Annotated in this window: 19 protein-coding genes, 1 pseudogene and 1 riboswitch; of the genes and pseudogenes, 15 read left to right on the forward strand and 5 right to left on the reverse strand. The window is 34.7% G+C overall.

The features are described 5' to 3' along the window. Nucleotides 1-96: 96 nt before the first annotated feature. Entirely contained in the window at nucleotides 97-888 is a 792-nt protein-coding gene (locus BLV40_RS16580; protein WP_090691904.1) for an arylamine N-acetyltransferase family protein, read from the reverse strand. Between the two features lie 597 nt (nucleotides 889-1,485). Between BLV40_RS16580 and BLV40_RS16585 the strand changes: the two genes are divergently transcribed. After that, nucleotides 1,486-3,387 carry an endonuclease MutS2 gene (locus tag BLV40_RS16585; RefSeq protein ID WP_090691907.1) on the forward strand — a complete coding sequence of 634 codons (1,902 nt, stop codon included), beginning with the start codon at nucleotides 1,486-1,488 and terminating at the stop codon, nucleotides 3,385-3,387. A gap of 6 nt (nucleotides 3,388-3,393) precedes the next feature. After that, nucleotides 3,394-3,921: pseudogene (locus BLV40_RS16590) on the forward strand (N-acetyltransferase). 62 nt (nucleotides 3,922-3,983) lie between these two features. Here BLV40_RS16590 and BLV40_RS16595 read toward each other — a convergent pair. Then, complete coding sequence (locus tag BLV40_RS16595; protein WP_090691910.1) at nucleotides 3,984-4,949, reverse strand: quinone oxidoreductase family protein; 966 nt, start codon at nucleotides 4,947-4,949, stop codon at nucleotides 3,984-3,986. 137 nt (nucleotides 4,950-5,086) lie between these two features. Between BLV40_RS16595 and BLV40_RS16600 the strand changes: the two genes are divergently transcribed. The 3 genes from BLV40_RS16600 to BLV40_RS16610 all read left to right on the forward strand — a co-directional run bounded on the left by BLV40_RS16600 (nucleotide 5,087) and on the right by BLV40_RS16610 (nucleotide 7,141). Next, on the forward strand, nucleotides 5,087-5,983 hold the full coding sequence (locus BLV40_RS16600; RefSeq protein ID WP_026591551.1) for a LysR family transcriptional regulator: 897 nt from the start codon (nucleotides 5,087-5,089) through the stop codon (nucleotides 5,981-5,983). Between the two features lie 210 nt (nucleotides 5,984-6,193). Beyond that, on the forward strand, nucleotides 6,194-6,754 hold the full coding sequence (locus BLV40_RS16605) for a GNAT family N-acetyltransferase (protein ID WP_026591550.1): 561 nt from the start codon (nucleotides 6,194-6,196) through the stop codon (nucleotides 6,752-6,754). A 159-nt stretch (nucleotides 6,755-6,913) separates the two neighbouring features. Further along, complete coding sequence (locus BLV40_RS16610) at nucleotides 6,914-7,141, forward strand: hypothetical protein (protein ID WP_090691914.1); 228 nt, start codon at nucleotides 6,914-6,916, stop codon at nucleotides 7,139-7,141. 35 nt (nucleotides 7,142-7,176) lie between these two features. On the opposite strand, the gene BLV40_RS16615 is transcribed toward BLV40_RS16610, so the two are convergent. Beyond that, nucleotides 7,177-8,502, reverse strand: coding sequence for an ArsB/NhaD family transporter (locus BLV40_RS16615; protein WP_090691916.1), 1,326 nt, complete (start codon nucleotides 8,500-8,502; stop codon nucleotides 7,177-7,179). Between the two features lie 243 nt (nucleotides 8,503-8,745). Between BLV40_RS16615 and BLV40_RS16620 the strand changes: the two genes are divergently transcribed. The 3 genes from BLV40_RS16620 to mgtE all read left to right on the forward strand — a co-directional run bounded on the left by BLV40_RS16620 (nucleotide 8,746) and on the right by mgtE (nucleotide 11,737). Then, entirely contained in the window at nucleotides 8,746-9,096 is a 351-nt protein-coding gene (locus BLV40_RS16620) for a YojF family protein (RefSeq protein ID WP_026591547.1), read from the forward strand. Nucleotides 9,097-9,111: 15 nt separating this feature from the next. Further along, nucleotides 9,112-9,774: a bacillithiol biosynthesis deacetylase BshB2 gene (gene bshB2 / locus BLV40_RS16625; RefSeq protein WP_026591546.1), complete on the forward strand. Its 663-nt coding sequence runs from the start codon at nucleotides 9,112-9,114 to the stop codon at nucleotides 9,772-9,774. A gap of 286 nt (nucleotides 9,775-10,060) precedes the next feature. Beyond that, nucleotides 10,061-10,227: riboswitch (M-box (ykoK) riboswitch) on the forward strand. Between the two features lie 181 nt (nucleotides 10,228-10,408). Then, nucleotides 10,409-11,737, forward strand: a complete 1,329-nt coding sequence (gene mgtE, locus BLV40_RS16630; RefSeq protein WP_090691920.1) for a magnesium transporter — start codon at nucleotides 10,409-10,411, stop codon at nucleotides 11,735-11,737. A 148-nt stretch (nucleotides 11,738-11,885) separates the two neighbouring features. On the opposite strand, the gene BLV40_RS16635 is transcribed toward mgtE, so the two are convergent. Further along, nucleotides 11,886-12,284 (reverse strand): DUF2871 family protein, encoded by a 399-nt coding sequence (locus BLV40_RS16635; RefSeq protein ID WP_090691924.1) that lies wholly within the window; start codon nucleotides 12,282-12,284, stop codon nucleotides 11,886-11,888. Nucleotides 12,285-12,605: 321 nt separating this feature from the next. Between BLV40_RS16635 and BLV40_RS16640 the strand changes: the two genes are divergently transcribed. From BLV40_RS16640 to BLV40_RS16660, 5 genes are all read left to right on the forward strand, one after another. Further along, nucleotides 12,606-13,535, forward strand: coding sequence for an AAA family ATPase (locus tag BLV40_RS16640; protein ID WP_026591543.1), 930 nt, complete (start codon nucleotides 12,606-12,608; stop codon nucleotides 13,533-13,535). Beyond that, a complete protein-coding gene (locus BLV40_RS16645) occupies nucleotides 13,532-14,629 on the forward strand; it encodes a DUF58 domain-containing protein (protein WP_090691928.1) in 1,098 nt (365 codons plus the stop codon). The genes BLV40_RS16640 and BLV40_RS16645 overlap by 4 nt, the downstream gene beginning before the upstream one ends. Before the next feature lie 11 nt (nucleotides 14,630-14,640). After that, complete coding sequence (locus BLV40_RS16650) at nucleotides 14,641-15,393, forward strand: hypothetical protein (protein ID WP_090692113.1); 753 nt, start codon at nucleotides 14,641-14,643, stop codon at nucleotides 15,391-15,393. 90 nt (nucleotides 15,394-15,483) lie between these two features. Beyond that, nucleotides 15,484-16,236 carry a quorum-quenching N-acyl homoserine lactonase AiiA gene (gene aiiA, locus BLV40_RS16655; RefSeq protein ID WP_090691931.1) on the forward strand — a complete coding sequence of 251 codons (753 nt, stop codon included), beginning with the start codon at nucleotides 15,484-15,486 and terminating at the stop codon, nucleotides 16,234-16,236. A 98-nt stretch (nucleotides 16,237-16,334) separates the two neighbouring features. Continuing rightward, entirely contained in the window at nucleotides 16,335-16,706 is a 372-nt protein-coding gene (locus BLV40_RS16660; protein WP_139265557.1) for a hypothetical protein, read from the forward strand. A gap of 318 nt (nucleotides 16,707-17,024) precedes the next feature. Here the strand turns inward: BLV40_RS16660 and BLV40_RS16665 are convergent, their stop codons facing one another. Then, a complete protein-coding gene (locus tag BLV40_RS16665; RefSeq protein ID WP_026591539.1) occupies nucleotides 17,025-17,477 on the reverse strand; it encodes a hypothetical protein in 453 nt (150 codons plus the stop codon). 674 nt (nucleotides 17,478-18,151) lie between these two features. Between BLV40_RS16665 and BLV40_RS16670 the strand changes: the two genes are divergently transcribed. Next, nucleotides 18,152-20,677, forward strand: a complete 2,526-nt coding sequence (locus tag BLV40_RS16670; protein WP_244525420.1) for an immunoglobulin-like domain-containing protein — start codon at nucleotides 18,152-18,154, stop codon at nucleotides 20,675-20,677. A 210-nt stretch (nucleotides 20,678-20,887) separates the two neighbouring features. Next, nucleotides 20,888-20,995, forward strand: coding sequence for a YjcZ family sporulation protein (locus tag BLV40_RS16675; RefSeq protein ID WP_000505670.1), 108 nt, complete (start codon nucleotides 20,888-20,890; stop codon nucleotides 20,993-20,995). The last annotated feature ends 148 nt before the right edge of the window (nucleotides 20,996-21,143 follow it).

Consider the following 21,143-nt stretch of genomic DNA (forward strand, 5'->3'; position numbering starts at 1 on the left):
TAGTATATTCTATATAACTGTGAAATACAACAAATTGCAAAAAACCTGCTGTACGATAAAAATTCTTGTCAGAAACGACAAGAATTTTTAGTTTGACTATAATTGTATACCAAATATTGCGTGCAATAGGTCTGCATATTGCTCTTTTGTAATCTCTTCTTTACTCTGTTTTCCTTGCTTTGTTACTGTAAAACGATCTTTTGTTAGAGTAGCATGCCCATCAGAAGTTAGTTTTACGGTGAGAGGTACTTTATTAAAAGGGGAGTCTGTATGTTCTACAATTGTTTTTTGTGCTTCATTTAATTTTCTTTCATCAACTGCCTCTATATAAAATGCGTAACCTAATGTCCAATCTTGAGAAGAATCCTGATTTAGAAATTCATTATTTTTTTTCATCTCTAAAATATAGTTTCCCTTTGTAGTTGTTTCTTTTCGAATGCGATAGTCCCCAGTAACGGAATGAACAATCTCACCGGTGAAAGGAACAGGTGAAAGTGGAAGGTTTGAACCGAAACCGACTTCAATTAAATAAAATTCAGTATTATGTTTTAAAACAGTTGCCACATGCCCTGAATCAACAGCCCAAGTATTAGAAGCGGCATGATAAACTGTTCCTGATACTAAGTGAACATCAAAACCGCAATCTTTAAGGAAGTAATACATCGTTGGATTTAATTCGTAACAAAGGCCACCGCGGTTATGAACTAAAATTTTTTCTTGAAGATTTTCTTTTGAAATTTCTTTTACTGTACCGTGAATAATATCTAGATTCTCAAAGGGAATCGCTTGTGCCATTGCATGAAGGATTTCGTTTAAATCTTCAAATGAAATGGACTCTCTTTCTTGTATATTTAATCTGGAAAAGAATTGCTTTTGTAGTTCTGTCACGTGAATCGCTCCTTATCCATTTTACTTATATATAATTGTATCGAATGTCGAATAAGAAAACATCCGTAATACGTTGAATAAATAATCCATATATATACTTACGACTAAAGTATAATAAGAAGAATATTGTAAAGTATGGAACCTTTACTTCTGCCGTAACATATAGTATGATAATTTCAATAAATTAGATTTCAATGAACATAATTATAAATTAATGAGAGGTGCTTTTTGTGAGTGCGGTAGGTTCTAAATAGGAAAAAATTGAATGAAATAAATCTAATGAGAACAGGGGATTTTTATATACTTCTAACCCCTAACTTTGTCATGGATTTATTTCAAATAACCTATGAAGATACCTACAATACTTTATAAAGCGTGTAATGATTATGGGATAGCCATATGTTTTTTTGAGATGGTTTTATTTCTTTATATATTGCACAGGCCTTGTAAATGTAAAAAGCTGCGGTATCTACGCAGCTTTTTTGTGTTTATTTTTATCACATGAAAGTTATATTTAATTAAATATATCTCATTGAAATCTAATGGGTAGGTATCTTCATTTTTGATGTGAGTAAATCATAGTGAGGAGAATAGAAATTGAATAAAATGACTTTTGAAAAGTTGCAATATAACGAGTTAAAGGAAATAGTTAAATCGTATTGTGTGAGTGGATTAGGAAAACAATTGTTAGATAAATTGGAGCCAAGCGCAAGTATCAAAGTAGTGAAAAATCGTTTGAATGAAACAACTGAAGCGCGAGCTATATTAGATGCAGAAGGGCATGTACCTTTTTTCGGAATTTCTAATATCGATAGTACAATTCAAAAGCTAGAAAAGGGAATGATTTTAGATCCAACTGAGCTAGTTAGTGTATCAGACTTTTTAAGAGGGTGTCGAAAGGTTAAAACGTTTATGCTGGATAAAGAATTTTTCGCACCCATACTAGCATCGTATGCGAATTCAATGTCTGAATTCAAAAGTGTGGAAGAAGAAATTAATTTTTCAATTAAAGGAAATAGTATTGATTCTGCCGCAAGTAAAGAATTGAAGCGAATACGAAATAATATCGACTCCGTAGAGGGGAAAATTAAAGAACGTTTAAATAAATTTTTAAATAGCAGTACAAATAAAAAATATATTCAAGAATTCTTTATTAGTAAAAAAGACGATCGATATACGATTCCGGTGAAAGCTTCCTATAAAAATCAAGTTGCAGGAACAATTGTTGAAATTTCTTCTAAAGGTTCAACAGTTTTTATAGAACCAAATACTGTTACAAAATTAAATGTGGAACTAGCGAGCTTAAAAGCTGAAGAAGCGATGGAAGAATATCAAATATTAGCTACTTTATCAGGAATGATCTTAGAGGACATTTATAACATTAAGATTAATATGGAGCTGATTAGTCAATACGATATGGTGTTTGCAAAAGCAAAATGTAGTAAACATATTGGCGGGATAGAGCCGAAATTAAATGATTATGGGTATGTAAAGTTAGTAGGGTGCAGACATCCATTATTAGCAGGAGAAGCTATACCGCTTAATTTTGAAATCGGGCAAAACTATCGGAGCTTAATTATTACAGGACCAAATGCTGGTGGGAAAACGATTGTTTTAAAAACAATTGGGCTATTAACATTGGCGACAATGTCAGGATTGCACATCGCTGGAGACAAGGAAACGGAAATTGCTGTTTTTGAAAATATATTTGTAGACATTGGTGATAATCAAAGTATAGAAAATGCACTGAGTACATTTTCATCTCATATGAAAAACCTTTCAGAAATCATGAGAGTATCAAATAATAATACGCTTTTACTATTTGATGAAATAGGCAGCGGTACGGAACCGAATGAAGGAGCGGCACTTGCGATTTCTATTTTAGAAGAATTTTATCATATGGGTTGTACGACTGTTGCAACTACTCATTATGGTGAAATTAAACGCTTTTCAGAAATGCACAGTGACTTTATGAATGCGGCGATGCAATTTAATAGTGAAACATTGGAACCGATGTATGAGTTAATGATAGGGAAATCAGGAGAGAGTAATGCTCTATGGATTTCTAGAAAAATGAACGTGCGAGAAAACGTACTGCAAAGAGCGAAAGGCTATATGGAAAATAAAGAGTACCGCTTAGAGCGAGTGAATGAAAGTAGACTGAGAAAGCCTAAGATTGTCAAAGAGAAAGCAGAAGAGAAGGATGAATATAAAAAAGGGGACCGTGTGAAATTATTAGACTATGATGACTTTGGAATTGTATATAAAGAAAAAGACAATTTCTCCAATATCGTTGTGTTTTACAATGGACAGTTTATTGAAGTGAATGTTAAGCGAATTTCTTTAGAGGTAAAAGCAAAGGAACTATATCCAGAAGGGTATGATTTAGACACATTGTTTGTGGATTATAAAGAACGGAAAATGCAGCATGATATAGAGCGTGGATCGAAAAAAGCGTTGCGTAAAATTCAAAACGAAATAAGAAAAAATAGAGGATGAGGAGCTATAAATATAAAGATTAGACAAGAATTTGAGAAAGAATATAAAAGGGCAGAAGAGGTTGTAAAACAAGCATTTTCACATGAAACATTTAGCAATCAGAAAGAGCACGAACTTGTAAATCGTATTAGAAAATCTGATGCGTTTATTCCAGAGTTATCATTAGTGGCGGTAGATAAAGAAATTATTGGTCACGTCCTTTTATCTAAAATAAAAATCGTCAATGGTGATAAATCTGTAGATTCGCTAGCGCTTGCTCCAGTATCTGTTGCACCAGACTATCAGAAAAAAGGAATTGGAAGCTTGTTGATTTCGAATGTATTAAGAGAAGCAAAAGAGCTCGGATATCATTCTATAATTGTTTTAGGGCATAAAGAGTATTATCCGAAATTTGGTTTTAAATCAGCTAGTCTATGAAATATAAGAGCGCCATTTGAGGTGCCAGACGAAGTATTTATGGCAATGGAGTTAACGGAGAATGCTCTTCAAAATGTGCAAGGCGTTGTTCAATATTCGGAAGCTTTTTCTGAGTAGCACAGATAAAGATAGCTAGAAGAAATCTTCTAGCTATCTTTTTGATTTTTAAGTCGAAGTGTTCATGGTATTAATAAAATTTTCCCCGTACTTTTTCGACTTTCCAATAAATGATGTGCCTCAGCACCATCTTCTAAAGAGAAAGTAGTTGGATTTTGGATGTTTAATTTTCCAGCAGTAATCCAATCAAATAGTTGATTGGAACGTTGTTTGCGTTCTTCATACGTTGTGAGTACGTTCCAAAGATCGCCGCCAGTTAAAGTTTTCGAAGTATCCATCAGCATTCGTGGATCAACAGGAGCAGGATCACCGCCGGCCATTCCGTAAAATACAACCGTACCACCGATTTTTGTAGTCTTAAAGCTCTCTTCTAATGTAGAACCTATTGATTCGTATACAACATCTACGCCATGACCTTTTGTAATTTGTAGTACTTTCTCACACCATGATTCTGAATATAAAAATACATAGTCTGCTCCAGTTGAATAAGCTGCTTTTGCTTTTTCTTTAGATGAAGTAAGACCAATTACTTGTGCGCCTTGCATTTTAATCATTTGAATGAGAAGTTGCCCAACCCCTCCGGCAGCTGCATGAACTAAAACAAAATCACTAGCTTTTATTTTGTAGCTGTCTTTTGTTAAGTAATGAGCAGTTAACCCTTGTAATAAGACGGAAGAGGCTGCCTCGAAGGAAATAGAGTCCGGGAGTAGAATCGCTTTTTCTTTTGGAACAGCTACTAACTCCGCATTTGCAAATGGTACATCAGCAAATGCAATGCGATCACCGGCAGAAATGTCCGTAACTTCAGCGCCGATTTTCTCTACAATTCCTGAACCCTCATACCCTAATATATAAGGTGGTTTACCAACAAGATGATAGTTACCTCTACGTCTATATATATCAGCAAAATTTAGGCCAATCGCTTTTGTGCGAACGAGAATCTCATTCGGTTTTATAGTTGGGTCTGAAACTTCTTGATATTTTAATACATCCGCATTTCCGAATTCCTCGAAACAAAGTGCTTTCATATGAAATACCTCCAATTTGTAACATGAATCAATATTGTTTGTTATTGGTTCTTATCATACAATATAAATATTAATAGGCAAAGAGGATTATTCAGATCTAATCAATCGAAAATATTGATTAGAAGGAGGAAAGTGTCTTGGAGATAAAACAATTAATCACATTTAAAACAGCAGCAGAAAACTTGAACTTTACGCAGACAGCTAAAATATTAAATTTTGCTCAATCAAGTGTCACGGCACAAATAAAAGCATTGGAAGCTGAGCTAGGAGCAACATTGTTTGAACGATTAGGAAAACGCCTTTTTTTGACTGAAGCAGGACGGAAGTTTCAACTATATGCCAATAAGATAATAGCGTTAAGTTATGAAGCGAAAATGGTTGTGCAAGATGAGGAAACAACATCTGGTACGCTAGTGATTGGCGCGCAAGAAAGTCAATGCACATATCGGCTTCCTTCCATTTTGAAGGAATTTAAGACGAAATTCCCGCAAATAAGACTTATATTCAAACCTGCTCATTCAAATGAGGCTGTAAAGGAGCAACTCATGGAGGGAAAACTTGATTTAGCCTTTATTTTAGATGAATGTAAAATAGAAGATGCTTTGCATGTAGAGTCGTTAGTTCGAGAAGAATTGAAAATAGTAGCATTTCCTAATCATCCTTTACTTGAAAAATCTTTAATCTCTACAAAGGATTTAGAAAGTGAAACACTTTTGTTAACAGAATTTGGCTGTTCTTATCGTACTATATTTGAAGAACTATTCCGGGCAGAAGATGTATATCCTGCAAATAAAATTGAGTTTGTTAGTGTAGAAGCAATTAAGCAATGTGTAATTGCGGGCTTAGGTATAGCTATTTTACCAGCAATGGTAGTAGAAAAAGAGATACAACAAGGTACAATGAAGGAGTTAGTTTTAGAGAATACAATCTCTCCTATTTTTACACAGATTGCTTGGCATAGAGATAAGTGGATTACAGCGCCATTACAGCAATTCATAGATGTAACAAGAGTGTCAATTGGAAACATGTATTAAGGGGAGAAATATTTGTTTTGCATGTAAGAAGAAAAGTGAATAATAGATGTTTTGAAAGAAGAGAAAGCCGATATTTGGATGAAGAACAAATATCGTTTTTTTCTATGTTTGTAAGGACAGTCGCTATGCTAGTTTCTATATAAACAAGTTGAATGAATAGTCTGATATAAGTACAATCAATTTATACATATTAAAAGGGGGATTTTTGAAATGAACACGAAATTGAATAATCTTTTTCTAGGTGAAAATATTAAGTTATCAGCAATCAGAGCTGAAGATATTGAGCAAATGGCTATTTGGCAAGAAGATAGTGAGTATTTAAGAAATGTAGATACGGACGCTGCAGTTCCACAATCGTTACATGAATTAAAGGAATATGAGTTATTAAAAGGACAAAAATCAAATGGCGTTTCTTTTATGTTAAGAACGATTCAAGATGATATTTTAATTGGTTTTGTGGCACTTCATAGCATAGAGTGGAATAATAGAGCTGGGTTGTTAGCAGTTGGTATAGGTGATAAGAATTATAGAGGTAGGGGATATGGTACGGAAGGATTACGCCTTATTCTGAAATATGCTTTTTATGAATTAAACCTACATCGTGTAGGTCTCGATGTTATTTCATATAATAAATCGGCAATTGAAGTTTATAAAAAGGTTGGATTTAAGGTGGAGGGGTGTATGAGAGAAGCCGTTCAGCGGGATGGGAAGAGTTTTGATCGTATCATAATGGGTATATTGCGAGATGAATGGCTAAAGACTCAAAATTGATTTACATAGGATGTAATCGCACATAATGTTGTAACATATCAAATTAATCGTAAAAATTTTGCTATATTTATATTTGGTAATGCGGATGTAATTGCAGGGAAAAGGATAACGACTGGCGAAATTTTACAACATATGAATTGAAATAAGGAGTCATGTCATATGAATTTAGAAAAAACAAAGCCAGTAAATGAAGAATTAGCACAGTTAAAAGAACTCGTAAAGGAATTGCATGGTAGTGTGCATCAATTACAAAGTGAAGTTCAACAGCTTAGACATGAAAGGCCGGTTGTAGAAGTTAAAAAAGGTGTTCAATTATCACCAGGAATCGTTGGAGAAATTGGTGGTATAATTTTAGGAGCATTGGTAATTATCGGGATATTTTGGTGATAAAAAAGGTTTGCAGCAATATGCTGCAAACCTTTTTATATTAAATAACGTAAATATATATAAGCATGTGATAATAATAATGCGACGATTGTTAACGGTAAGCCAATTTTTAAGAAATCAAGGTAAGAAAATCCATGTCCTTCGCGCTTAGCAATACCTGCGACAACTACGTTTGCAGAAGCGCCAATTAATGTTCCGTTCCCCCCTAAGCAAGCACCAAGTGATAATGCCCACCACAGTACTTCAATTTGAGGAGAGTCAACAGAAAGTCCAAGTCCTGAAGCTAAATCTTGAATCAGCGGAATCATCGTTGCGACAAATGGAATATTATCAATAGTAGCTGATGCTGCCCCTGATACCCATAAAATAAGAATCGCTGCAAAGCCGATATCACCATTTGTTACATCAATCACTTCTTTTGCCAAAGATGAAATAAGTCCGATATCAATTAAACCGCCAACAAGAACAAATAATCCAGCGAAGAAGAAAATCGTTACCCATTCTACATGAGCAAATATATCTTCTAATTCATGTTGTTTTACACCAATTAACATGAGGAGCGTTGCACCGGTCATCGCGATAACTGCCGCATCTACATGAATAATGGAATGAAGAACAAATCCGAGAATTGTCAATCCTAAAATGGAAAGAGATTTTAGGAGCAAGCTTCGGTCACGAATATAGTCTTTTTCATTTAGTTCCATAAGTTTAGCAATTTGTTCAGGTGTTGTTTTTAATTTGTTACGATACATAAGATAAATAATGCCTAATGTAACAATGGAAATAATAAGTACAATTGGTGTTAAATTGAGTAAAAAGGCATTAAAATCTAGGTGTTTATTAGCAGATCCAATCATAATGTTTGGAGGATCACCAATTAGTGTAGCAGTACCACCGATATTTGAAAATAATACTTCAGAAATCAAATAAGGAACAGGTTGTACCTTTAAAATACGCGTGATCGATAGTGTAACAGGAACGATTAATAATACGGTTGTTACATTATCTAAAAATGCAGAGCCGACTGCGGTTAATAGGGATAAAAATAATAAAATTCGAATTGGTTTTCCACCCGCTGCTTTTGCTGCTTTAATGGCTACATATTCAAATACACCAGATTGACTCGTAATATGCACGAGAATCATCATTCCAATTAAAAGAGTAATGGTTTCCCATTGGATATGCGATGTAAAGGCAGTATGTAAGTCTACAATGCCAAAAATAATCATTATTGCAGCACCCAATAGTGCAATTACAGCACGGTTTAATTTCTCAGAAATAATAAATCCGTATGTCACTAAAAATACGGCGATTGCAAAATAATATTGCCAATTTGCTACTTCATGTGCTGAATATTCCAACATGTCACCTTCTTTAAAATGTATATTAAATTGTCGAAATATATCCCTCCGCATGAACTCTATTGTAGCAAATTCAAAAAAGAAAGAAAACTATTTACGAGTAGTAGGAGAATAGTGAACTTTTCTATGTGAAAAAATAAAAAACAAAATGCAAATTATTATGCAAAGTGAGTTTTGTCCTCTAATATAGAGATAGCAATTTACTTTATTTTTGCGTAAAATGGTTTAAAGAGGTGAAATCCGATGGAAATAGTAAAAGATAGTACTGTTATTCAACATGAAATTGAACGGTTTGTAAATAAAGATGTATATATTCATTTAGAAACAACAAATGGAGCATACGCTTCACATTTTAATGAAAAGATGATGACAGTCGGAGCATTTATTCGAAATGCAATTATTCGTTTTGAACGTGGGAAAATAACAGGAACAAATCCATACCGAGTTGGTCTCAAAATGGATCATGGTTGGGTATATGCTGAAGGCATTACACATTGGGAAGTAGACGAGAACGATCGTTTATTATTAGCAGGGCATGATAATAAAGGTCGTTTAGCAGTAGCGCTTGAATTAAGCTTAACACCATTTAAATAAGAAGGAGGGAAATGTATGGAAAGACATGTGCTTGTTGTATTTCCTCATCCAGACGATGAATCGTTTGCAGCTGGAGGAACAATTAGTTTATTAAGAAAGCAAGGAGTACCTGTGACATATGCGTGCGGAACGCTTGGACAAATGGGACGCAATATGGGAAAGAATGTTTTTGCGAACCGCGAAACGATTCCGAATATCCGTGAAAAGGAATTAAAAGATGCATGTGAAGCGATGGGCATTGAAGATTTAAGAATGCTTGGTTTCCACGATAAAACACTAGAATTTGAAGATGTAGATTTTGTAGCAGATAAAATTGAAACTGTCATTCGCGATGTACAACCATCACGAATTATTACATTCTATCCAGAGCATGGTGTTCATCCAGATCATGATGCATTTGGCCGTGCTACTGTTCGCGCTGTATCACGTATGCCGAAAGAAACACGTCCGGTCATTCATGCAGTTGCGATTACAAAAAATCGTGAGGAAGTATTAGGTGAACCAGATGTTATCAACAACATTAGTGAAGTATTCGAACAAAAATTAGCGGCTTTACGTGCGCATCGTTCACAAACAGAAGCGATGTTAGAAGAAACGGAAGTAAAGTTGCAAAACAAAGATGCTGCAACATTAAAATGGTTACAAATTGAACAATTTTGGACTTATAAATGGGAATAGGCTAGAAGATTTTCTACTAGTCTTCCATACATACAAAAGCGATGTCGCATTGTGACATCGCTTTTTCTGTTAAGTATCAGGAATGTGCATTGTGCGGTGTTGGTCAACGCTTTTGTACTTTTCTCCCTCATAAATACTTGTTCAAATGTTAATTATACTAATAATTTGAGAAAGCATAAAATATCAACACTATACTTTTAACAGAGCCAAAAATTAAAAAGAATATATATTTATTATAAAAAAATTGACAAATCAAGAAGAACGCTGTAAATTGAAGTTATATTTGAATAGTCTCTGTTAGGTGAGGCTCCTGTATAGAGAAACGCTGCTGCCCAAAAATGTCGAGAGACGCCAATGGGTCAACAGGAACGGTCGGAGAGAAGGCCCTTCTTAATGTAGCTGGTTTCAAACCTATGCTGTACAGTGCTAAAACTCAACGAGGGAGAGGTACGTGATAATTTGGAGGGATATATCTCTATGATGGTAAAAAGAGATTTCACCCTTTGTTTATTTGTGATTTTTAAAAACCTTTACTCCTTTTTGAGTAAAGGTTTTTTTATGTATACGATCATCGATATCTAATTATTTGTACTATTAAATGACCTAATGGAACTATTTATTAGGAGGAATTATGATGAAAAATAAATTAAAGCAGCTTTTGTTAACAGAAAATATTTTTATGGTAGAAGAATTTTTGAGTGATCCACCATATGATATTGCACAAGAAATTAAAAAATTTCCACTTAAAGATCAAGTATCAGTAATAGATCTGATCCCAATTACAAAAAGCTCTAAAGTCCTTAGACATATGAGTCCAGACGAACAGTATAAGATCCTAATCAATTTACCTAGAGATAAATCTAGAATATTGCTGAATAAGCAACCAGTTGATGAGCTTGTTGATTTGTTTCTAGCTATTCAGCTTAATAAAGATGGACAATTAATGTCGTATTTAAATAAAGAAACGCAACAAAAGGTAAAGGATTTAATGAAATTTAAACCTGAGACAGCAGGTAGTCTTGTAACAAGTGATTATATTTCAGCTAGAGAGGATTGGTCAATAAAAACGACTTTAGAGCATGTTAGAAAAATTGCTACAAATGTAGAATCGGTATCCTATATATATGTTCTAGATAACTACGGACACCTCAAAGGAATCGTTTCCATACGTGAGTTATTATCAGCATCGGATGAGGAAATCTTATCAAACATAATGATTCGAGATATTATCTCAGTATATGCTGAAGCCAATCAACAAGAAGCTGTAAAAAAGTTAACAGATCATGATTTATCTGCTTTACCTGTAACAACAGCTGATAAAAAAATGATTGGTATCATAACATTTGATGATGTAATGGATGTAATGGAAGAAGAGGCAACTGAAGATATCCAGAGGTTAGGTGGTAGCGAACCATTAAATCAATCATATTTTGAAGCTTCTATTTGGAGGATTTTTTCTAAACGGATTCCCTGGTTATTGCTTCTATTCATGGCTGAGGCATATACAGGCACAGTACTTCACCATTTTCAAGATGAACTTGACAAAGTGGTCGCACTTGCGTTCTTTATTCCATTACTAGTAGGTACTGGAGGAAACACAGGTACACAGGTTGTAGCAACAATTATTCGTGCAGTAGGTATCGGGGAAGTGAAGTTTAAAGACATTTTTCGTGTTATAAGAAAAGAGATGTTAATTGGTGTACTCCTTGGTCTTGCGCTTGGTACAGCAGGTCTAATTCGTGCATATATATTAGGAGTTGGAATAGAAGTTGCACAAGTTGTAGCAATTACAATGGTGTTTATTGTTGTTTGGGCTTCTATTGTAGCCGCTGCATTACCATTGATTATCAGAAGATTCAAACTAGACCCTGCCGTTGTTTCCGGACCGTTCATTACAACGTTTGTTGATGGCACTGGACTAATCATTTACTTTATGGTTGCTAAAATGATATTAAATTTATAAATATAAACTATGTATATTTCTGGTACGAAAAAGATGAGTAGCATGTTTATTTATAGCTCTAAGGTTATAGAGTCTGTTTAATGTAGAAAAAAGAGTCTCATAAGTAATATGAGACTCTTTTTTGTTTTGGTTGAAGTTTTATTACACACTACATTTTGAATGATTTTTTTAATAGAATCATAAACCAAATAAGGGTAAGACCAATGAGAGAGTGAGAGAATCCAATTATATAGGTTAATTCTTTAAAATTAGCACCATTTAGTTGAAGAAGCCCTCGAGTTGCCAGTGAAGAAAGGGTTAAAATTAATCCAATATTATGGACGATGAACCAACTATTAAAGCCCTTCGCTTTATGAAATGAAAATGCTTTTGCTAATGCCAGGGCAATTAAGAAAAATAAAAACCCAAGTACGAGCGTATGTGTATGTAAAAGGTTTAGCAGAGTGGATCCTAGAATACCTTTTGATTTTGCATATTCTCTAGCGAATACACCTGATAATAAACCGATTACCAAATATACGAACGATGCATAATATAATTTTTTCATTATATACCTCCTGGTGCAAATTTTATAATGTGGGTTTTCGATTTGTAAATTTCTATTGTATTTTCAAATCATGGTGGTTACATAACAAAGACTCCTAGTGTTCCAGGAGTCATAGTATAACAAGTTTAAAATTATTGTATCATAATTATAGGGTATTCGATTATATGAAATAATTGAACTTTATGTGAACAAAGGGGATTGTAAAGGTTTGGGATTATATTTGGAATAAGAATTGAAAATCCAATTCATTTTCCGGTTTATGGAAAAAGGATATTGTGTTAAAATATCAGAAAAATCAAACACTTAAGGGTGATAAAAAATATGTCTATATTAGAGAAAATTAAAGAAAATGTTTCAAAAGTTATTGTAGGGAAGGAAGAAGTAATTGATTTAGCAATGATCGCGCTAGTTGCCAACGGACATGTCTTACTAGAAGACGTACCAGGAACGGGAAAAACAACATTAGCCAAAACACTTGCGAAAAGTATTGATGGGGCTTTTCAACGTATTCAATTTACATCGGATACGTTGCCGGGTGATGTAGTAGGATTAGAATATTTTGATATGAAAGAAAGTGATTTTAAAACGAGGAAGGGGCCTATTTTTGCGAATCTTGTATTAGTAGATGAAATTAACAGGGCGGTTCCGCGGACGCAATCAGCATTGTTAGAGGTAATGGAAGAACGTACGGTAACGATTGCGGGCGTAACACATGTATTACCAAGCCCATTTATTGTATTGGCAACGCAGAATCCTTTAGAGTCGGCAGGAACATTTACACTTCCAGATGCACAATTGGATCGCTTTTTATTAACCATTCGCCAAGGGTATCCAAATCGAAAATATGAGAAGGAAATGTTAAAACGATTTAAAGAAAACAATCCATTTAACGATTTACAAAGCGTTGTAACTCTCTCTGACATATTGGAGTTGCAAGAGCAATCTAAAAAGATTCATATACATGATGAGGTGGAAGAATACTTGCTTGATATTGTAGAAGCGACGCGAAATCATGATTTAGTAGAAATTGGGGTTAGTCCGCGTGGATCTTTAGCTTTTATGAGAGCCGCTCAAGCAAGAGCTTTATTAAAAGGAAGAGATTATGTAACTCCTGATGATTTGAAAGCTTTAGCATCCCCGGTTTGTGCCCATCGGTTAACGTTAACGATTGAAGGGGATATGAAAACAACTAAAGTAGATGTGCTGCAAGGGATTTTAGAAAAACTTGCAGTGCCAGTGGAAAGCGTATGAATGAAATTATAAAAAGGAAACATCCGTTGTTAGAGCCACTTTTTATAGTGGGAATCGGCGCATTTTGTCTTATACTCGTCGTGTTTACCAATCAATTTTTCATTGTGGCTATCTTTTTGTTTTATTTGTTGCTAGTTGGATTTTTGTATTTGTATATGAAGGCAGTCATGAAAGTGAAATGGGAAATCCCCCAAAATCAAAAGAGGCTATTTATGAACGAAAGAGGAGAATATGTGGTGCAGATTATAAATGAAGCACGTTTTCCAATCTTTAAAGCAGCTCTTCAGTTTCGCTCTAATGAACAAATAGAGTGGGAAACGGATCAGAAGATGCAGCGTTCGCATCACTCGTATCAAATTCCTCTCCAATTAGAAGGGCGAGATATGATAACAATTATGTTAGAGGGAAATGCACATGAAAGAGGGAGACAAGGGTGGCAAGCTGCGGAACTCATGATATCAGATCCATTTGGTCTTTTAACGTATTACTTGCCTATTGAACAAAAGAAACTCCCTGAATTTCATATTCTTCCGCAAATGTCGAAAGTAACAATACCAGAAATGACAACATGGAAACACGGATTTCGTAGAGCGGCTGTTTCTCCGTTATATGATGAAACGAAAATAGTAGGTGTGAAAGAGTATGAAGGGGAATCCTTTCGTTCGATTCATTGGGGAGCTACTGCGAAAACAGGAGTTATTAGTGCAAAAAAGTATGAATATACGCAAGGCGATCGGTATGCATTATATGTAAATCTATTAGGTAAAACGGGATATACACTTCGCACCGATATGGAATATTTAATTCAAGTTGCTGCTGGTGTATGCCGGGAGTTAATTTCACAAGATTGCTCGTTCGAACTATGGATAAATGGAGTACGGGAACAAGGTGTCATTCATTTAAAGGGCGGAAAGCACCGAAAACAACTTTATAAAGCAATGGATTTGTTGTCTTCATTAACGGAAAAAGATACACCGCTTAATACGCATTTCTTTTATCAAACAGGATTTCGCAGACAAGAAGCAGGATGTATCCCATTAATTATAGGATATCCACCTGAAAAACAAAAAGGATGGATACAAATTGTGAAGTAAAGGGAGGAACGGTGAATACATTGAAATGGGGATCGCGTGTTATATTTTGTTTCCTAGCTATTGGTCTTTGTTTTATATTAGCGATTGGAATAACGGAAGGGGTCTTTTTTGCAAAGGAACAAGTATTAGATTCTTCTCAATCAAAGGTAGGAGAGGATGGCGACTCACAAATGCCTAGAAAATGGGTATTTAAAGGAGCAGGAACGCCGGTGGAACCAGGAGAGGATTCAGGAGGATTATATGAAATAGAAGATTTTCCGGGTTTTGATAAAAATGGGTATTATAAGAAAGAGAACCACAAAGGAATTCCTCGAGATAGAAAGGTGCCACTTGGTGGCATAGAATTTCTAGGCGTTAGCACTGAAAATATATTTATACAAATTGGCATCCTTGTCTTAGTAATATTAATCATATTTTTCATCTTTCGTCTTATACGGAATAAGAGGCAGGAGATCCATCTTATTGATACGAAACAAAAAGAAATACGAAAAGTTGAGGGGAATGTAGAACAAGAAGAGCAAGATAGCTTAATCCTTCCAATAGAAGAAGTGCGTGCAATGTTAATTAAATGGGAAATGACATTACCGAAGTTTGAAAAGAGAAGATTACAAGAGACGATGCAGCAATGGTTTTCCCGTATCCATAAAGGTGATACTATTATTCCGATTTATGAGAAAGTGAGATACGGCGAAGGAACTGCTTCAAATGAGGAGTTACAGGTGATGCGGAGATGGATACATGAAAATGTAAAGAAAAGTTTATAGTGAAAAAAGAGATAAAAGGAGAAAGTTTGTTGTTAGCGGAAGTATTATAGTACTGTTTTATCCAAACTGATACGAGAAGGTGGATATAGAATGACGGTTAAAAAACTTTACTTTTTACCAGCTGGCCGCTGCATGTTGGATCATTCTTCTGTTAATAGTACGCTTACTCCGGGTAAACTCTTGAATTTACCAGTCTGGTGCTATCTGTTGGAAACGACAGAAGGTCCAATTTTGATAGATACAGGAATGCCAGAAAGCGCAGTAGATAATGAAGATCTTTTTAAGGGAACGTTTGTTGAAGGACAGATCCTCCCGAAAATGAAACCGGATGATAGAGTTATAAATATTTTAAAGCAGGTAGGTTATGCGCCAGAAGATCTTCTCTGTGTTATTAGTTCTCATTTGCATTTTGACCATGCTGGGGGGAATGGGAACTTCAACCATACACCCATTATTGTGCAACGAACTGAACATGATGCTGCTTTACATAGAGAAGAATATTTAAAGGAATGCATACTACCAAATTTGAACTATCAAATGATTGAGGGAGATTATGAAGTAATGCCAGGTGTTCAGTTGCTTTATACGCCAGGGCATTCCCCAGGGCATCAATCAGTATTTGTTAAAACGGAAAAGTCAGGTTCTGTTTTACTAACGATTGATGCATCTTACACGCAGGAAAACTTTGAGCAGGGCGTCCCATTCGCAGGATTTGATTCAGAAATGGCCTCACAATCTATCAAACGATTAAAAGAAATTGTTTTGGATGAAAAACCTATTGTTTTCTTTGGACATGATATGGAACAAGAAAAAAGTTGTAAAACATTCCCTGAGTATTTATAATATATCCATTTTGTAGGACGAAAAATAATATAACTACACCTTTTTTCGTATTGATTTATAGATACGATATCCGAATAAAATCTAAAAAGGTGGAAGGTATGAGGAAAATCATAATGCTGTTTAGTGTAATGATATGTTTTTGGACGTTAAGTGGTTGTGATCGCACCTATTCATATGTTGGAGAAAGTAAGCATTGGAAAGGCAAGTATATAATTTCACAGACAGATACGAGTGAATCTGGAGAAGGCACAATTATTTACAAAGGAAAAGATAGAGAAAAAATCAATGACGTAAAATGGAGAGTTGAAGATAATAGTAGTAAACAAGAGGGAACAGGATTTATTGATAGGGGAACGATTCAATTAAAATCGTCATGTTCAGGTTGTGCAGTGCATGATAAGGAAGAAGTGTTTCTTGTCACAATTGAATGGGATGGAAAGAAAGAGAGCTTTGAAATGAGATACAAGTAGTTGATATTCCCTACCTAAAGAGGGAAATATCGGTTTAAAAAAGATGAACCGTGGAATAAAAAGCTTAGAATAGGTTATAGGAAAGAACCAAAAATGGCTTGCTTTAATATGCAAGCCGTTTTTGGTTCTGGAATTTGTAAAAAAGAACCTAGAATTTTGGTGATGAGAAATAAGCTCTTTCCTAGTTAGCGAGAGTATTATTTTGTTTCTACTTTAGGTTGAGTAAAAAAGAAGATAAAAATAATTAAAGGAAGAGCTAAAAGAAAGACTCCGTTTTTAGATGGGTGAATAGTGGGAATATCTGTTAAAGCCATGTTATCATTCCTTTGTAAGTATTTTTAATAAGTTAGGATTCACATGAAAATGTTTGGACACAACTTTTTGGAAGAACTTATAATCCCTTTTCAAGTAAGGGAGAGTAGGTTCAAGTTTAGGAACACCAAAAATTGGTCCACTCACATTAATAGTAAATCTACCAGGTGCAATAAAACTCCCCGTAACTCCAATTTCATCGTTGAGTAATAGTGCGGCGAGGATAACGTCTATTACATCAATAATCATATTCGCAGTTTGTTTTTCGAATTTACCTTCTAGTCGACTTTCTCCTGTTAATGGTCCTCCTAATGAAACGCGAAAACCTCCTGGTGTCACAAAGACTCCTATAATAGTGATCTGTCCAGTTAGTAATAGTGCGACTGTCACAATATTGAGATCGCGTTGGATAGACCGTATGACTTGTATATCTCTTGTAATTTCAATGTTTTTTTTCAATATTGTCACACCCTCTAGGTACATATTATTCTGAGCGATTGTTAAAGGTGAGTAAGGATAAGTATTAAATATAGGGGGGATGTAGGAATGGAACCGAATGTAACAATAAGTATTAGCTGATATCAATAATTAATTTTTTATAATGTTTGCTAATACTTGTTGCTCGATATTTCTTCATTACTATATTTGTTTATATCATCATCCAATCAAAAGATGTGATGAAGGATTTTTTTGTCGATATTTAACGAAAAATGTCATATTTTAATTGTCATATTATATAGTGAATGTTAAAATCAAGGTGATAAAAAATTATGAATAAACTAAAAAATTGCAGAAGATAATTTTTCTGAATTTTCTTTATAATTATTGGTGATTATTTTTTGTATATAAATCCCTTCTACTCAGAAAGAAGGTAACCTGCACTCACCATCCTTTTTGTTTTCAGCTTGTACAAAGCACGAAGAGGCCCGGACCGAATCCTCCATTTATACTCATGTTTTACATTTCACTAATGTGAAAATGTTTATATAAAACTTATTAATATGTATTGAACTATTAAACTTGTAAAACTACAGAAAGGTTTGTGGTACAGAATGAAAAAAGATACCCAGCAAAGGCATCAAGGGGTCGCAATCAAAACATTAATAGCTATGAATGTACTTGCTTCACCATTTATGGGAGGAGTAACAGGAATAACAAAAGTTGCAGCTAAAACACAAGTATCGGCGGAACATGTTTTTTATGCCGAAGGTAAGGGAGATCCAGAAAAAATTAGAGCAAATGATCGACGACAATTTAAGTTTAGCCCCTATGAACCAACTGGACTATATGCAAGTCCAAACGAAAAAATCACCATTCAAGTTGAAGGAACACAAAATATTCAAGCTTATATAGGAACATTCTCATACGATGGTGCATGGAATCAAGATTCGCTCATAAAGTCGTTCACTTTAAAACCAGGAGAAAATACAATCGAATCTCCAAATGGCGGAATGATTTATTTATATAATCCAGGGCAAGGTGGAACAGTGAAGACGGAGATAAAAACAGGTGGAACAACTAGCCCTCTGTTTGAGTTAGGAAAACATACACAACAAGATTTAGTAGACATGCTAGATAAATATCCTAATGCCCATGCGGTGGAACTAAAAGGAGAGCGTGTACTTATAACCGCAAGTCCTGCAAGAGTGAAAAAATATTTAATAGGTTCTAACACAGATCCTGTACAACTCTTAAAAAAATTAGATGAATCTATTAGAATTCAAGATCGAGTTTCTGGTTTATCTGAAAAGGAAGCGGACAAGCATTATGTACACTTTGTGGAGGATAATCACTCAACTCTTTATATGTATTCGTATTATGGTAGAACTGCGTATGTCGGAGATGCAATTCAGCATGTACTAAATGTGAAAGACTTTACAGAAAATGGATGGGGACCTTGGCATGAAGCTGGTCATCAAAGGCAACAACTTCCTTGGACATGGGATGGATTAGGGGAAGTTACTGTAAATATTTATAGTATGTCCGTACAACGAGCTTTTGGAAATAAATCGAGGTTAGAGAACGGAACATATGACAAAGCATTTACTTATTTAAATAAGCCTCAATCCGAAAAAGACTATAATAAAATTGATGATCTCTTCGTCAAATTAACAATGTTTTGGCAATTAGACTTAGCTTTTGGGGAAGAATTCTATCCGAAATTACATCAATTATACCGTGCAATTCCGAACGAGGAACTTCCTAAAACTAGTGACGAGAAAATACAAGATTTCATTTATAATACTTCTAAGATTGCACAGAAAAATTTACTTCCATTCTTTGATAAATGGGGGCTAATTGCTACACTAGAAACAAGACAAAAAATAGAAAATTTGAATTATCCACTTTTAGCCGCTCCTATTTGGGAAGCAACTGATTCTAAACCTGTTATTGTAGAAGAAAACGAAGAAACTCCAGATATGGAACCGAAATTAACAGTACCTGGTGGAACAACAATGAATGTAGGCGATTCATTCGACCCAATGGCAGGAGTATCCGCTACTGATAAAGAAGACGGAGACCTTACTTCTAAAGTAACAGTTGATGGTAAAGTAGATATATTTAAAGCAGGTACTTACGAGTTAACGTACACAGTTAAAGACTCTAAAGGTCATCAAGTAACTGCAAAACAAACAGTAACGGTTAAAGAGAAAGAAGAAACAAAAGATGAATCACCAGTACTAAAAGTACCTTTAGAAACTACAATTACTGAAGGAGATAAATTCGATCCAATGAACGATGTAAGTGCTACGGATAAAGAAGATGGTGAGATTACGCCAGAAGTAAAATATGAAGGTCACATAGATACAAATACACCAGGCACTTACACGATTAAATACACAGTTAAAGATTCTGCAGGTCATTTGGCAACTCAAACACAAACTATAATAGTTAATGAAAAACCTGTTGAAGACAAAGCACCAGAGTTAACAGTACCAAAAGAAACAGTATTAACAATTGATGATAAATTCGACCCAATGAGTGGGGTTAAAGCTATCGATAAAGAAGATGGTGATATCACTTCTAAAGTAACAATTGACGGTAAAGTAGATACTACTAAAACGGGTACGTATGTTTTATCATACACAGTTAAAGACTCTAAAGGTTATGAAGTAACTGCGAAACAAACGGTAACGGTTAAAGGGAAAGAAAAGTTAAAAGATGAATCACCAGTATTAACTGTACCTGCTGAAGTGAATATAAATGTAGGAGACAAATTCGATCAAATGTCAGGGGTTAAAGCTATTGATAAAGAAGATGGCGATATTACTGATAAAGTAATACATTTTGGTGAAGTAGATACAGCTAAAACTGGTACTTACGAAGTCAAGTTCCTTGTTCGTGACTCCGGCGGTAATGAGGTAACTACAATACAAATAGTAGTTGTGAAAGATAAGGACAATGGTAACGGTTCTGATAATACCAATACCAATACTAGCACTGATAATGGCAGTACTGGTACTAACAACAGCAATGGCTCTGATACTGATAACAGTAATATCTCAAATAATAGTACTTCTGATAAAAAAGAAGATACATATAAAGAGCTTCCAAAAACGGGAGCAAGTACAAATAACAGTGCAGCAGTGGGTATATTGATGGTTCTTGCAGGTATGGTACTTACTTTTGGTCGCAAATTTAGAAAGGTACTAAAATAATTGTAACTCAGTGCATTGTATAAAAAGACATCTTCGAATAATGAAGATGTCTTTTTATCAATAAATTACTGATTTGATAAGTACGCATTGAGTGTCTTTTTTTTATTTATTAAAGGACCTGCTCAATTAGTTCGTAACAACATAAAATAAATCGAATCCGTTACATGTGAACTCCTATGTTTTCCCCTCTTACTTAAAGGAGGAACTATTATGGGCTTTGGTGGTAGTTGTGGAGGTTGTGGCTTTGCTGGAGGATTTGCATTACTCGTTGTACTCTTCATATTATTAATCATCGTTGGAGCTGCTTGCTTCTGCTAAAAAACAATGAGAGAAGGCACTCATAAGAGTGTCTTTCTTTATGAAAAAATCCCCACACAATGCACAGGGATCCAATGTAAACCTTTCAGTTGTTGAATATTCAATTAAACTTAAAGAAAGTGTGGTAATGGTCGATTACGTATTGGTG

Source organism: Bacillus sp. 166amftsu (assembly GCF_900107445.1).
Taxonomy (GTDB): Bacteria; Bacillota; Bacilli; order Bacillales; family Bacillaceae_G; genus Bacillus_A; species Bacillus_A arachidis.

Coding starts and splice junctions, on each gene's coding strand:
- BLV40_RS16595 (WP_090691910.1), bottom strand. CDS start 4,949: ATGAAAGCACTTTGTTTCGAGGAATTCGGAAATGCGGATGTATTAAAA.
- BLV40_RS16605 (WP_026591550.1), top strand. CDS start 6,194: ATGAACACGAAATTGAATAATCTTTTTCTAGGTGAAAATATTAAGTTA.
- BLV40_RS16610 (WP_090691914.1), top strand. CDS start 6,914: ATGAATTTAGAAAAAACAAAGCCAGTAAATGAAGAATTAGCACAGTTA.
- BLV40_RS16620 (WP_026591547.1), top strand. CDS start 8,746: ATGGAAATAGTAAAAGATAGTACTGTTATTCAACATGAAATTGAACGG.
- bshB2 (WP_026591546.1), top strand. CDS start 9,112: ATGGAAAGACATGTGCTTGTTGTATTTCCTCATCCAGACGATGAATCG.
- mgtE (WP_090691920.1), top strand. CDS start 10,409: ATGAAAAATAAATTAAAGCAGCTTTTGTTAACAGAAAATATTTTTATG.
- BLV40_RS16635 (WP_090691924.1), bottom strand. CDS start 12,284: ATGAAAAAATTATATTATGCATCGTTCGTATATTTGGTAATCGGTTTA.
- BLV40_RS16640 (WP_026591543.1), top strand. CDS start 12,606: ATGTCTATATTAGAGAAAATTAAAGAAAATGTTTCAAAAGTTATTGTA.
- BLV40_RS16645 (WP_090691928.1), top strand. CDS start 13,532: ATGAATGAAATTATAAAAAGGAAACATCCGTTGTTAGAGCCACTTTTT.
- aiiA (WP_090691931.1), top strand. CDS start 15,484: ATGACGGTTAAAAAACTTTACTTTTTACCAGCTGGCCGCTGCATGTTG.
- BLV40_RS16660 (WP_139265557.1), top strand. CDS start 16,335: ATGAGGAAAATCATAATGCTGTTTAGTGTAATGATATGTTTTTGGACG.
- BLV40_RS16670 (WP_244525420.1), top strand. CDS start 18,152: ATGGGAGGAGTAACAGGAATAACAAAAGTTGCAGCTAAAACACAAGTA.
- BLV40_RS16675 (WP_000505670.1), top strand. CDS start 20,888: ATGGGCTTTGGTGGTAGTTGTGGAGGTTGTGGCTTTGCTGGAGGATTT.